This is a genomic window from Saprospira grandis, assembly GCF_027594745.1.
Taxonomy (GTDB): domain Bacteria; phylum Bacteroidota; class Bacteroidia; order Chitinophagales; family Saprospiraceae; genus Saprospira; species Saprospira grandis.
In genome coordinates, this window is the sequence record NZ_CP110854.1 from 1665097 (window position 1) to 1678730 (window position 13634).

A 13634-nucleotide genomic window follows, 5' to 3' on the forward strand; every position below is an offset into this window, starting at 1 on the left:
TTTAATGTAAATCATCTTCTTCCTCTAGGGCTGGATTACCCACCCCATCCTGTAAAGCTGGCGCACTAAAACTAAGGGGATCCTGCCCATAGGTCTTTACCAAAAACTCATAGACCTCAGGAAACTCTCCCTTAAAGGCCTCAGGATAAGTAAAAAAGTGCTCAGAAGCCAACTCAAAGAGCTCAAAGTCTGGCAAACCCGTATACTCTAGGCTATAGCCCACCTTAAACTGACGCAAAACATGCAGCCGAGCCAAAAAGTCCATGCGGTCCCCTATCGGTAAATCTTCATCATGAATATGATGCTCGGCCTTAAAGGCTTTGGCAAAGCCATACAAACAAACATCATAATACTGATGCGGAGCCTTTAGCCCTCGGATAAACATATTGACCGAAATGAACAAGCTGCTAAATGGCTCTTCTTCCTCAAATTCTACCGCATGAATCTTCTCATTGATTTTAGGCGTGATGAAGGTCCGAGGAAATAATACAATCATCCCCAACTTAGGAAAAAACTCTTTCTGAAAAGCCTTGCCCATCGTCATCTGAATGGCCCGAGCAGATACCAATAGCTGTATATCACCAGGCAGCTTCTCCGCCCCTCTCATCTGAAACTGCTTTTGCATTCTAAAAATACTTAAGCGCTGCTCAAAAAAGCGCTTGTGCTCTGCCCCCAAATTACGGTAATAAGGAAAAAACTGCCCCAATATATCTTGCTCTACCTTGGCCAATCCCGGAGGATGCTTTACCGCCCACCACTCGTAAATTCCTCTACGAATTAAGTAGGTGCCCACAAAAATGCCTAAGGGGATCGCTCCCAACCATTTCCACTCATCAGCAATCAAGTCGTTGAGGAGTAAATAGATAAATATTAAGGTGCCAATACCAGAAGGAATCAGAAGAAGTGCTAAAATAGGCATAAGAGTAAGATGCTAGTGGACCAAATTATATTTTTATATAGCTGCTTAGATATAACATCTTTTTAAGATAATTTTGCAAGCGAGGATATTTATATCTAAGATATTTTCTAAATTTAGAACAGCAGCCCTAAAGCCGCTCTCCCCAAACAAGAAGGCCAAAAGGCCCAAATTGTTACATTCAAGCCATGATTTAGTATGCGTTTTATCGCTCTAGGCCAAAAATAATCAACCTTATGGAAATTCGTCGTCTTTTTGATATCCCTTATTATCAAGCTGCCCATTATCCCCTCCCCAAAGCTATCGGAGGCCAGCATATTAGTGGCAAAAAGTACTACTATAGTACAGAAAAAGTGCTAGAGCTCATCAATAAAGTAAGCTGGGGACTGCTGCAAATGGGCATGAAACCCGGCGATAAAATTGCCCTGATCTCTTATAATAACCGCCCAGAATGGAATATCATGGACCTGGGTATGCAGCAAATTGGGGTGATTAACGTCCCCGTCTATCCCACAATTAGCCCCGATGATTATGTCTATATCTTTAATGACTCTACCATTAAGTATGCTGTCGTTGGCCATGGCGACCTGCTCGATAAGGTCCGTACCGCCCAAAGTGATATCCCCTCTCTTCAAGCTATCTTTACCTTTGATGAGGCCGATGCCCAAGGACAAGTAGATGCCAATGGCCAAGAGGTCAGTTTCTGGGAACATATCTGGGGCGAAAACCCCAATATGGACATTATCCAAGCCCATAAGGATAAAATTAAAGCCGAAGATCTAGCGACCATTATTTATACCTCCGGAACTACAGGCAAACCCAAGGGCGTGATGCTCAGCCATAATAATATTGCCACCAATGTCCGCGATGTGCTCCCCTTTATCCCCCTTCAACCCCAAGATATCGCCCTGAGCTTCCTGCCGCTCTGCCATGTCTTTGAACGAACCGTTACTTATAGCTATATGGCCAAAGGAGCACAAATTTTCTATGCTAAGGACCTCGATACGCTCTCGGAAACCCTGCAGGATGTCCGCCCCCATTTCTTTACTACGGTCCCCCGACTCCTCGAAAAGGTCTATGAGAAAATGATGCTGAAGGTCCAAGCCGAAGGCGGCCTCAAAGAAAAAATATTTAATTGGGCCCTCGGACTAACCGAAAAGTATGATTTCGATTGGCAGGCTGCTGGCCTAGAAGCCATCAAATGGAAGATTGCCGATAAACTAGTCTTCTCTAAGGTTAGAGATCGCCTCGGTGGCCGCTTGAAAGGAATTGTAACCGGTGCCGCCGCCTGCCCCCCTCGCATGACACAACTCTTCTCCGCTGTGGGCGTCCCTATCCGTGAAGGCTATGGCCTGACCGAAACCTCTCCCGCTATTTCTATCAATATTTTTGAGCCCTACCAAGCCATGATCGGTAGCGTTGGCCCTATTCTCCCTAGCGTGCAGGTCAAAATTGATCAAGACGATAGCTATGGCCCCGGCGAAGGCGAGGTCCTGGTCAAAGGAAATTCGGTCATGATGGGCTACTACCGCAAAGAAGATAAAACCGCCGAGGTCTTCAATGAAGAAGGTTGGTTCCTCACTGGCGATATTGGCAAGATCGTAGAAAACAAAAAGGGCATCAAGTTCCTCAAAATTACCGACCGCAAAAAGGAACTACTCAAAACTTCTGGCGGAAAATATGTCGCCCCCACCCCTATCGAAAGCACGCTCAAAGAAGATCTTTTGGTGGAGCAGGTCATGGTGGTTGGCGAAAAACGCAAGTTTGTCTCGGCCCTTATTCAACCCAACTTTGAAAGCCTCAAGAATTGGTGCCAAGATAAAAATATTACCTGGACCAAGCCCGAGGAGGTCCTCGCAAACCCTAAGGTCCTCGCTTACTTCCAAGCGGTGGTCAACCGCTATAACCCCCGCTTCTCTAAGGTCGAGCAAATTAAGAAGTTCCATCTGGTCCCTACCCCCTGGGGCGTAGAAACAGGAGAACTCACGCCCACCATGAAGCTCAAAAGAAGAGTCATTTTAGCCAATTATGAAGATGCTATCGAAAAACTTTATCAGTAAATTCTTAGCCCTCAGCCTATTGCTGCTCGGCCTTACCGCCTGCCAGTCTTCTAGCGCAGACCCGCTCTATAGCCCCGAAGACTTGGCCGGAAATTGGCGCCGCATCGATAGCAATAAACCAAGCCTAGATGCTATGGAGGTAGAAGTGGAGGGTACCGATGCTTTTATTCGAGCCACCAATGGCAATAGCCCCTACTTTTTGCTCGGCCAACGCAAATGGCGCCGCATCAAACCAACCGATGGCCCCAACTTTAGCTATGAGGATAAGGGCAGCAATAATGAGTTTTATGATGGCACAATGACGCTCGATAAAAGTGGCCCTACAGATTATCTCTACCTCAATGTTAAGGTGGCTGGCAACGGCAATGGCAACAGACAAAGCTGGGAACGCTTTTAAATAAGCTCCTTTTTTGGGGCCTCCCCTGCGGCCCGATGTGCCTTGGGGCGGGCTGTGCCGCAGCTCGCAGGTCTGCTCGGCCCTGCGCCGCCTTCGGCGGCTGGGTCTGGCCCTTCGGGCCACTGCTATCCATCCCTAGGCCGCTCATCTTTCTTTTTCAGGCGGGGCAGTCTGCTTCGGCCCTAAAGGGGACAAAACTTCGGTTTTGTCCCCTTTTTTTGGCCCAGTCTACTCTGCTCACAAACATATTGCTCAACTGTTTTTATATTTATGCTGTTACTATAAATAAAACCGCCTATGCTTCAAGCGCTGCCACTCTTTCCCCTCCCCCTAATCAAAATGCCCGGCGAACTCCTCCAACTCCATATCTTTGAGCCCCGCTACCGCAAGTTACTAGAGGACCTCAAAACAGGAGAGCAGCCGCTTATCGGAATTCCCTGCACTATAGAGGAACCCGCCCAAGCAGGTCAATTAGGCTGCCTAGCCCGCCTAAAGTCTATTATTAAGACCCATCCAGATGGCCGTGCTGATATCTACCTAGAGGTCATTGATCTCATACAATTAGATAGCTATAGCCCCAAATGGCTAGACAAACCCTATCCCGGCGGTCAGGTCCAAGTACTCAATGCCCAAAATACCCGCCTTGAGGACCACTGGCTGATGCAACAGCTTCGCCTACTCAAAGCCCAACACCCCCTCGCACTTCCGCTCTCCCTACAAAATGATATGGGCGAGTTTGACCTCCTTAGCCAACTCCCTATTCAAGATAAGGCCAAACTACACTATCTACAATTGCCCCCAGCTAGCAAGGCCCGCAAAGCCTTACTCCACTATGAGGTCAAGCAGTTGGGCCTCTTACTGATGCAACAAAAGGCCGTCTATAAAGGCTTTTGCTTTAATTAAATCAACCCTTGGTCCAAATAATAAAGAGGAGCAACTACTGTAGTAGTTGCTCCTCTTTGCGGTCTTAGTGAGGGGTTCTCCTAGCCCTACAGAGGGGTTCCCATACCCCTCTGTAGGGGTCGCATAGTCCTCAGGAGGAGTCTTATACCCCCAAGCGAGGACCTATAATAGTCCTCAAGAGGACCAATGAAAATACTCTTGAGGACTTTCCTTAATCCTAGCGAGGACTTCTCCTAATCCTCAGGAGGAGGTCTTTAGGTCCTCCTGAGGACCTAAGGTAACCCTAGCGAGGACCTCTGCAAATCCTAGCGAGGACTTCTCTTGATGCTAGCGAGGACCTACAGTAGTCCTAAAGAGGACCTCTGCACCTCCTAAGGAGGACCTCTGATAATCCTCTCCCTTATTTTAGGCCCCTCTTAGCCAGAATTTACAAAAAAAAGAGCCAAAGCCCCTAGGCCTTAGCTCCTATTTAATCCTCTAGAACAGAGCAAAAATAGATAGGGCTGCTTCACTATAATGCTCCCCTATAAGGTATAGCCTAGGGCTGAGGGCCTGCGCTGGCCTTCGGCCAGCGCATCGGCTGAGGGATGGGCAGCAGTGGCGCGAAGCGCCAGACCCAGCGGGCGAAGCCCGCGCAGGGCCGAGCAGACCTGCGAGCTGCGATACAGCCCGGCCCGAAGGCCCATCGGGCCGTAGGGGCAGCCCCAAACCCTCCTCCTAACATTCAGAAAGGCCAATAGGCACCTGTACAGCCAGCCCACCCTCTGCGGTTTCCTTATACTTAAAGTTCATATCTTGGGCAGTCTCCCACATGGCCAAAATGACCTCATCTAGGGCTACTCTAGCTTGGCCCGGCTCCGTTTCTAGGGCCAAATAGGCCGCATTGATGGCCTTAATAGCCCCCATGCTATTGCGCTCGATACAAGGAATTTGGACCAGCCCCCCAATGGGGTCGCAGGTAAGGCCCAGATGGTGTTCCATGGCAATTTCGGCAGCAATTAGAGACTGCTCATAGCTACCGCCCAGGCATTCGGTCAGGGCAGCGGCGGCCATGGCCGAAGAGACCCCAATCTCGGCCTGGCAGCCGCCCATAGCTGCAGAGATGGTCGCATTGATTTTGAACAAAACCCCCACCTGTCCAGCCGTTAGAAGAAAGCGAGCGATATTCTCCTTCTTAAAATTATCGGCAAAGCAAATATAATACATCAGCACGGCGGGAATCACGCCAGAGGCCCCATTGGTAGGGGCGGTCACCACTCGGCCAAAGGCCGCATTTTCCTCATTGGCAGAGAGGGCAAAGCAGCTGACCCACTTAAAAATATCTTGATGTGCATGTTGTTTACTTCGGATCAGGCCGATCCATTCTTGGGCATTGCTATAGCTGGCTTGCTCGCCCAAGAGGCGCTGCATCATGCGATTGGCTCGGCGGTGCACCTGCAAACCACCGGGTAAGATTCCCGTTTGATGGCAACCTTTATAGACACAGGCCTTCATGACCTCCCAGATTTCCCAGGCCTGCAACAGGCTACTTTCGGCGGGCCGCCATTGCTTCTCTCGTTCCAAAACAAACTGGCTAATTGAGGCCCCATTCATCGCTTGGCAATAATTGAGAATATCCTTCGCTTTGCGGACCGAATAGCTAGTGACCAGCTCTGGAAAATCCTCCTCTTCTTGGATCGGGCCATGATCTAGGGCCGAGGCCCATTCAATAAAGCCGCCGCCCACCGAATAATAGGTTTCCTCTAGGGTTTCATTGGCCAAAAAGGCCTTCACCTTTAGTCCATTGGGGTGATAAGGCAGATTTTCGGGCCAAAACTGCAGCTCTTGTTCATAGCAAAAAGGGACCTTTATTTGGCCGCCCAGCAAAATGCGTTTACTCGCCTTAATATCTTGAATACGGGCCCCGATTAGATCGGTATCTGTTGTTTTGGGGTCCTCATTGAGCAGGCCCATCAGCACTGCAATATCGGTTCCGTGCCCAATACCCGTCTTGGCCAAAGAGCCATAAAGCTCCAGCCTAATTTGTCTTACCTTTGGCCAATTCTCGGCCCCAAGTCGTTTGTGAATAAAGTGCAGCATGGCATTCCAGGGGCCCAGCGTATGCGAGCTCGAGGGGCCAACGCCCACCTTAAACATATCAAAAACGCTTAATGAATCCTCTTGCATAGTTGTTGTTTTCTGTACAGACGAAATTACAATCTTTATTCAATTCGCCTAAGTCCCCTACTTTAAATCGCTTAAAAGTTTTGTTATTATTTATTTGGGGCTGCCCCTACGGCCCTTTGGGCCTTCGGGTCGGGCTGTGCGGGGGCTCGCAGGTCTGCTCGGCCCTGCGCTTTTTCGCTGCGCTCAAAAGCTGGGTCTGGCCTTCGGCCACCCCCTACCATCCCTCAGCCATAGGGGCGGGCTAAAGCCCTTCGCAAATTACCTCATGCTCCCCCTCTTCAAAACAGCTTAGTCTATGCCTTCTTTGCTTATATTTTTGCTTTGCCTACTCTCTACTGTTGTTGTTTATGGGCAGCAGTTTTCCTTAGCCTTTCCCTTGGATAGTTTGCCCAAGCGCTGGCTCAAGAAGCAGACTTCGCCTGAGGGGTTAACGGCTGCGGCCTTGCAGCAATACTGGCCCAAACAATTGGCGAGGCTACATCAGTTAGGTTATTTGGAGGCCCAATTGGGTCTGCCGAGGCAATTGGATAGTCAGACTTATATATTGCCAGTTATCTTGGGGCCGGTCTATCGGCTAGATGCTTTGGCCTTAGATAGCATCTCGCCTTATCAGTTGGCGGCCTTAGGGCCAAAGTATTGGGATTTGGAGGGCCGGGCTTTCTCTATGGCCCAAATTGACGAGCTAGAACTGGCCTTATTAAAATATGCCGAGCGTCATGGTTATCCCTTTGCACAGACCCATTGGCAGCTGAACAAAATAGCGGGGCAGGATATTTCGGCCCAGCTGCTATTGGACCAAGGGCCATTGATTCGCCTAGATAGTTTGGACATTCGGCGGAAGGGGAAAAAGAAAGGTCCTCCTCCTATTCGCAAGGGGTTTTTGTCTCCCTATTTGGGCCTAAAGCAGGGCCAGCTCTATGATGAGCGGAAAATACAGGCTATTCGCAAGCGGATAGCGGAGCTTCCTTTTTTGGCCCTAACGGCCGACCCCTACATTCTATTTGAGGGGAATTTGGCTCGGCCCATTTTATTTGTGCAGAAGAAAAACGCCAGTCGCTTTGATGTCATCTTTGGTCTATTGCCCAATGACAATGCGATTCCTCCAGCACCAAAATTCAAATTCACGGGGCAGGTAGACATAGAGCTCTTAAATCCCTTTGGGCGGGGGCAGCGGATTTCGGGTAAATGGCAACAATTTGAGACGGGCCGTTCGGAATTGAACCTAGCCTATTCGGCCCCTTATATCTTTAGAACGCCATTGGGTTTGGCGGGCGACTTCTCTATATATCGGAGAGACAGCACTTATATCGACATCATTGGGGAATTGGGGATTAGTTATCTATTTGATGGGAACCAGGAACTGACTGCTTTTTGGAAAAACAGCAGTACAAGCGTGCAGCAGATGGACACCTTAGCGGTTTTACAAAATCGGAAACTGCCTAATTTGGTAGATAGTCGGCAAAATATGTTGGGTTTAGCCTATCAGTTGAGGCGGGTAGATTATCGTTGGAACCCTAGGCGGGGATTTATCTTGGGGCTAGAGGGGAGTTTGGGGCAGAAAACCGTCAGGCCCAATTCGGCCATATTGAACTTAAGGGACCCTGCTGATTTGGACTTTGATTTTGGGCAGCTTTACGATAGCCTTAGTGCTGCGGCCCAATACCAACTGAGTACAGACCTACAATACTTTTTACCCTTAGCTAGTCGGCTGACTATTATGGGGCGGCATCGGATGGGCTACCTACTTGGCGCAGCAGAAAAGTATGATAATGAGTTATTTCGTTTGGGGGGGCAACAACTTTTAAGAGCCTTTGATGAACAAAGCATACTCTCTGAATATTATCATTTGGTCAGTTTAGAAGTTCGTTATATTTTGGGACAGAACAGCTACAGCTACCTATTTGGGGAGCTAGCTCAGTTTGAGCAGTCTAATAATCAACGTAAAACTTATGCTTTTGGGGCAGGATTGGCCTTAGAAACCCCAGTGGGGGTATTTGCAATAAGTTATGCTTTGGGAAACTATTGGGAAAATGCTATTTTGTTTCGGAATGCAAAAATTCATTTTGGCTACCTAAATCGCTTTTAAGTGACAGCGGGCCAGCGGCGGCAGCTAATAGCAAGAAAACCGTTGAGCGGCCTAGGGATGGAAAGCAGTGGCCGAAGGCCAGACCCAGCCGCCGCAGGCGGTGCAGGGCCTAGCAAGCCTGCGAGCTGCGACACAGCCCGCCCCAAGGCCCATTGGGCCGCAGGGGAGGCCCCTAAAAAAAATAATACGCTAATAAAAAACAAGCCCTACTAAGATGGAATTAACGACACACCTAATCCGCAAATCTTTTCCCTTACTCACGGAACTAGAGTTGCAAAATGAAATTGTAGAATGTTCGACCTTGCGAGCATTTGATGCCAATGAGACCTTAATGGACTATGGCGATTACATTCGCTATGTGCCCTTGATGATAGAGGGGAGTATAAAAGTTTTGCGTCAGTCTGATGATGGCAATGAATTATTTTTGTATTACCTCAATGGGGGCGACACCTGTGCGATGGCCTTTACTTGTTGCATGATGCGCAGGAAGAGTGAGATTCGGACCATTACGGAGGAGCCCAGTCAGGTTATTTTCATTCCTTTGCAAAAAATGGAAGATTGGATGGGCCAATATCGGAGTTGGCGAGAGTTTGTGATGACCTCTTACAACAATCGTTTTGAGGAACTATTTAGTGCTTTAGACAACATTGCCTTTTTGAAGATGGACGAACGTTTGCTGCGTTATTTGGCCAGCAAGTCGCGTTCTTTGGGCCAGAAGATGCTCAACACCACGCATCAGGAAATTGCCAGAGAGCTAAATGCTTCTAGAGAGGCCGTTTCTCGTTTGCTCAAGAAGCTGGAGCGCAAGCAGCTGCTTCGTTTGGGCCGCAATAAAATTGAATTATTATTGGAGCCAGAGGCCTTAGAGAACTGGAGCCGAGACTAGGTTTTGGGGAAGAAAAAAGACCACTTTCTGTAGAGAAAGTGGTCTTTTTTTGTGCTTATGCCGCTGCTTTTAGTTAGTGCTAGAAGTGGATTCGTTCCTACCGTTTTCTTCTTCTACGGCGGGAGCTTCGGGGCAACCTTGGCAGGGGTCTACACTAATGCCATCCATACGTTTGAGTGATTTCAGCTCGGTGCCGTCCTCTTTCCAATCGATAATAGTAAACTCTGTGCGGCGGTTTTCCTGATGTTCCTCTTCGGTACAAGGGATGCCATCATAGCAATCGTTGAGCATCACTTTTTCGCCCATACCTTTAGCTTTGAGGCGTTTTTTGGGAATCCCTTTTCTCATCAGGTAGCGGACCACCGACTCTGCGCGGCGGTTAGAGAGGCGTTGATTACTGCGTCTTTTTCCGCGGGCATCGGTATGAGAAGTAAAGCGTACAGAAGCTTGTGGGAACATTTCGAGAAATGCCACCAAAGAATCTAGGCCGGGTCGGGCATCGGGGCGGATATTGGCTCTATTAAAATCGTAGAAAATGTGTACGATTTCGGGAACGCCTTCTGGGCGTTGGAACCAGATCGTATCGCCTTCTGGCGTGACCATATAGATTTTGTTGCCATTAACATCGATATAATTCTTATTGCCTTCTTGGTCCTCACATTCATCATAGCCATTTTCATCTTGATTACCTGTGGGCAGGCAATCTTCGGGAAACTTCTTTTGGTCGGGGCAATCTGCGGTGCCGGGCAGGCAGTTGATGGCCAAATCCACCTCGATAGCTTCATCGCCTTTACCGATATTTTTGGTCGTAAAGGTAGAAGACGACTTCGTATAGCCATCTTTAGAAACGATCAGTTGGTAATCACAATCCTCATTGATTTCGAGGAACTCATAATAACCTGTTTCATCGGTTAGGGTAGAGAGCTCATTGAGTGTTCCCTCACAATCTGATTTTAGGCGGACCAAAGCATTGCCTAGGGGCTGTTCAGAATAGCCATCGATTACGGTACCTCCTACATCAAATACTCTTTCGAGGTCTAGAGGAATTTGGATGACCACCGTTTGGCCGGGTTTGATATCTGCGGCCTTTGTACGAACATTATTGGGGCGGTAGTTAAGCATTTCTGCGGCAAAATCGCAGGGATTATCGAGTCCTACTTCCAAAAATGCCTTACCATCTCGGTTGGTGGTATAGCTATCTACGGAGCTACAGGCGGTATAGACCGTAGCGCCTTCAATGGGCATTTCGGTTGTTTTATCAAAAACGATCACCTCTACAGAGATAGACAGCTTAGTAAAGCTATAAATTTGGTCGCCTACGCCATCATCGCCTTGGCCCTCGCCATTATCGCGATTAGAGGCGATTAGTCCGTAAGTTTTGGTTTCATTCATCGTAATCGAGAAATCGTCCTTATTACTATTGATCGGGTAACCGAGGTTGACGGGATCTAGCCAGGCGCCATAGCTTTCGGTCACCTTATAAATATCTAGTCCATCAAGGCCGATTAGGCCATTCGAGGCAAAATAGAGGGTCATATCTACGCCTTCGCCATGGGCAAAGGGGAAAGCCTCATCGCCTTCTGTGTTTACGGTGGGGCCTAAATTGACAGGCACCGACCAGCGGCCGGCCTCCATATAAGAGGCATAGAGATCTAGTCCACCAAATCCCCCGGGCATATCGGAGGCAAAAAAGAGCATAGTTCCATCCTTAGACAAAGAGGGGTGCATCACATTATAGCCTTCATCATTGAAGTCGACCCCTTCGGGTTTATCCCATTTATCGCCTTTTTTATTGACCAGATAGATTTTTTGGCGGAGCACGCCATCTTCATTTCCGGCCTTACCATCTAAATCGGTAGCCGAGAAATAAGCCTGCGTTTGGTCGGCATTAAAGGTAATTGGGCCAATATGGCGGGGCGTTTTACGGATCTTTTTGGCGTATTTTTCGGGTTCGCCATAATCATAGATATACTTCTTTTCATCTTTGAGGGTCAGTTCAAAGTCAAAGAGTTGGGCAAAGCCGTCTTCGGTCCATTTATCTTCTACAATTTTGGTCGGAAACTTCGACTTAACGCGGTCTCTAGTCGAGCTAATAATCACTCTTTCTTTTTCGCCATCTTTATATAATACGGGCGAAAAATCATCGGCATTACTGCTCAGCTCTGGCCGTACCTCTAGGTCGTAGAGGTCTCCTGAGGCCCTGAGATTATCTACCATAGATTCCTCGCAGGCTTTTTCTAGAAAGCGAGCTCGGGTATCATCGGGCATAAGTTTGAGGTATTCTCTCACCCATTTGGTGGCCTTTTGGCATTTGCCATTCATTTGTAGGGCCTGCGCATAATAAAGCAAAGTAATAGGTGGAGCCTGCGGCATCAGCGACACTTGTCCGTACCAATACTCCATTTCATCCGAGTTGCGGAGCATGCGGTAACATTCAGCAATATTGAGTTTGGCCTCTGATTCATCATACTTCTCCAATACCTTTAGATAGACATCAATGGCTGCCTGATAATTATAGTCCTCCATCAGGCGTTTTGCCTTACGCAACTTTCCTTTTTGGGCCATTAGGCCTGTGCCCAAAAGGCTAAATAAAAGTAGTAGAAGAAAGGATTTATTATAACGCATATATGTTTTATTTAAGCACAAGACGCTTTTATTTTGGGGCTGCCCCTCGCTTTGCTCGGGTCGGGCTGTGTCAGGGCTCGCAGGGCTGCTCGGCCCTTCGTTTTTTCGCTGCGCTCAAAAACTCGGTCTGGCCTTCGGCCACCCTTATCCATCCCTCAGCCTGCGGCGGCTTTGCCGCCTGCCAAACGCAGAAAGAGCAGCATAAAAGGTCCTGTACTTAGTCGTTTTATTTTGCTGCTCTTTCCTTGGGTTCAACTTTAATTTTAGAAATAACGGACGTGCTTGGTTTTGCCTTTATAGCGCATCAAGTCATAGCCCAGCATAATTTCATAAGATCCTTGGGCGGGTCCTTGCAGTTCGGTTAGGGTATAATCATAGGCGGCACCGATACGGAGGCCATTTTCGAAGCGCATAGAAATCCAGAAATCGACAGAGTCGTAGGTACTTGTTTGGTCAATCACTTGTAGGGCGGTACGGAAAGAGGCCCCTACCCAGAGGCGATTATTAAACAAGAGGGAGAGGTCCACATCCATTTCGGTGGGGGCCGCCACATTATTCAGTTCATTCTTCTCAAAGAGGCCCACATGTTTCACGAGCAAAGAGGGGCGAAACACCATAGTAGAGTTGAGGGGAATAGCCACTCCACCCGATACATAATAGTGGCGATATTGTTGGGCCACAGGAATATTGGGGTTATTGGTTTCTTGGCGCAGCGCATTATTGATGAGCATAGGAGCCGAAAGGCCCACAAACCATTTTTCAGAGAAGAGATAGAGTCCGCCACCAAAGTTGGGTAACCAAAGGTTAGGCTGTAAATTCTGGAAAGCGGGATCATTGAGGTCCTCTAGTTCTAGATCGGTCCAATCGGCCGCCCAGTTAGAGACCCCACCTTGCATACCGATAGACAGTTTTACGGCCTTATTGATCGGCACATGATAGGCAAAAGAGCCATAGACATTAAACTGACGAGAGTTGGCAATTTGGTCCAAAGACATATTGAGCCCTAAGCCAATGTTTTTACCTTCTACGGGAGAGTGCAAGTTAATGGCCTGCGTCATGGGTGCCCCTTCTATGCCCCACCATTGTTGGCGATGTAAAACGCCCATATCCAGTACCTTGGCCGTTCCTGCATAAGCGGGATTATAGGTCATGGGCATGAACATATATTTGGTAAACATAGGATCTTGCTGGGCCTGCATACTTAGGCTCAGCAAACAGCTAAAAAGTAAAGTGTATAAAATACGCGCGCTCATATCGGTCAATTGTTATTAAGAGGAAAGTCATTTTGCCAGGGGGGCCAAAGCATCTGTATTTTTTGGCCCAAACCCTCACAAAAATAGCATTTAAGTTTTGGAAAAGAATAATTTTCTATTCTTATCCCTACAGATGCAGTTAAAAAACGTTTTTGGGCCTTGGCTTGTCCGCTTGGATCGCCTAGTTTATTAGAAATTAGTGGGCTAAGCTCATTTTCTTGCGTCTAGTAGGGCCGCAGGCCCGCTGGCTGAGGGATAGAAAGCAGTGGCCCGAAGGGCCAGACCCAGGCGCTTTAGCGCCGCAGGGCCGAGCGACCCGACCAACGGGAGCCGACGCAGCGA

At 48.3% G+C, this 13634-nt stretch carries 9 protein-coding genes; 5 read left to right on the forward strand and 4 right to left on the reverse strand.

Annotated elements, in window-relative coordinates:
* Position 1: 1 nt before the first annotated feature.
* The gene (locus OP864_RS06620; protein WP_270100456.1) at positions 2–919 is read right to left on the reverse strand and encodes a zinc-dependent peptidase; all 918 of its coding nucleotides are present in this window, start codon (positions 917–919) and stop codon (positions 2–4) included.
* Between the two features lie 233 nt (positions 920–1152).
* Here OP864_RS06620 and OP864_RS06625 point away from each other — a divergent pair, with 233 nt between their 5' ends.
* The 3 genes from OP864_RS06625 to OP864_RS06635 all read left to right on the forward strand — a co-directional run bounded on the left by OP864_RS06625 (position 1153) and on the right by OP864_RS06635 (position 4276).
* Positions 1153–2976 carry an AMP-dependent synthetase/ligase gene (locus tag OP864_RS06625; protein ID WP_270100457.1) on the forward strand — a complete coding sequence of 608 codons (1824 nt, stop codon included), beginning with the start codon at positions 1153–1155 and terminating at the stop codon, positions 2974–2976.
* A complete protein-coding gene (locus OP864_RS06630; protein WP_270100458.1) occupies positions 2945–3373 on the forward strand; it encodes a hypothetical protein in 429 nt (142 codons plus the stop codon). Before OP864_RS06625 ends, OP864_RS06630 begins: the two co-directional genes overlap by 32 nt.
* A 297-nt stretch (positions 3374–3670) precedes the next feature.
* Positions 3671–4276 (forward strand): LON peptidase substrate-binding domain-containing protein, encoded by a 606-nt coding sequence (locus tag OP864_RS06635; RefSeq protein WP_270100459.1) that lies wholly within the window; start codon positions 3671–3673, stop codon positions 4274–4276.
* Between the two features lie 717 nt (positions 4277–4993).
* On the opposite strand, the gene OP864_RS06640 is transcribed toward OP864_RS06635, so the two are convergent.
* Positions 4994–6442: an L-serine ammonia-lyase gene (locus OP864_RS06640; RefSeq protein ID WP_270100460.1), complete on the reverse strand. Its 1449-nt coding sequence runs from the start codon at positions 6440–6442 to the stop codon at positions 4994–4996.
* 295 nt (positions 6443–6737) lie between these two features.
* On the opposite strand from OP864_RS06640, the gene OP864_RS06645 reads away from it, so the two are divergent.
* Positions 6738–8528, forward strand: a complete 1791-nt coding sequence (locus OP864_RS06645; protein ID WP_270100461.1) for a BamA/TamA family outer membrane protein — start codon at positions 6738–6740, stop codon at positions 8526–8528.
* 214 nt (positions 8529–8742) lie between these two features.
* A complete protein-coding gene (locus OP864_RS06650) occupies positions 8743–9414 on the forward strand; it encodes a Crp/Fnr family transcriptional regulator (protein WP_270100462.1) in 672 nt (223 codons plus the stop codon).
* A 69-nt stretch (positions 9415–9483) separates the two neighbouring features.
* Here the strand turns inward: OP864_RS06650 and OP864_RS06655 are convergent, their stop codons facing one another.
* A complete protein-coding gene (locus OP864_RS06655; protein ID WP_270100463.1) occupies positions 9484–12039 on the reverse strand; it encodes an OmpA family protein in 2556 nt (851 codons plus the stop codon).
* A gap of 263 nt (positions 12040–12302) precedes the next feature.
* Positions 12303–13292 carry a PorP/SprF family type IX secretion system membrane protein gene (locus OP864_RS06660; protein ID WP_270100464.1) on the reverse strand — a complete coding sequence of 330 codons (990 nt, stop codon included), beginning with the start codon at positions 13290–13292 and terminating at the stop codon, positions 12303–12305.
* Positions 13293–13634 lie beyond the last annotated feature (342 nt).

Bases quoted from the DNA above. Each gene is read 5' to 3' on its own strand.
- OP864_RS06650 (WP_270100462.1), top strand. From the start codon at position 8,743: ATGGAATTAACGACACACCTAATCCGCAAATCTTTTCCCTTACTCACG.
- OP864_RS06630 (WP_270100458.1), top strand. From the start codon at position 2,945: ATGAAGATGCTATCGAAAAACTTTATCAGTAAATTCTTAGCCCTCAGC.
- OP864_RS06655 (WP_270100463.1), bottom strand. From the start codon at position 12,039: ATGCGTTATAATAAATCCTTTCTTCTACTACTTTTATTTAGCCTTTTG.
- OP864_RS06620 (WP_270100456.1), bottom strand. From the start codon at position 919: ATGCCTATTTTAGCACTTCTTCTGATTCCTTCTGGTATTGGCACCTTA.
- OP864_RS06625 (WP_270100457.1), top strand. From the start codon at position 1,153: ATGGAAATTCGTCGTCTTTTTGATATCCCTTATTATCAAGCTGCCCAT.
- OP864_RS06645 (WP_270100461.1), top strand. From the start codon at position 6,738: ATGCCTTCTTTGCTTATATTTTTGCTTTGCCTACTCTCTACTGTTGTT.
- OP864_RS06635 (WP_270100459.1), top strand. From the start codon at position 3,671: ATGCTTCAAGCGCTGCCACTCTTTCCCCTCCCCCTAATCAAAATGCCC.
- OP864_RS06640 (WP_270100460.1), bottom strand. From the start codon at position 6,442: ATGCAAGAGGATTCATTAAGCGTTTTTGATATGTTTAAGGTGGGCGTT.
- OP864_RS06660 (WP_270100464.1), bottom strand. From the start codon at position 13,292: ATGAGCGCGCGTATTTTATACACTTTACTTTTTAGCTGTTTGCTGAGC.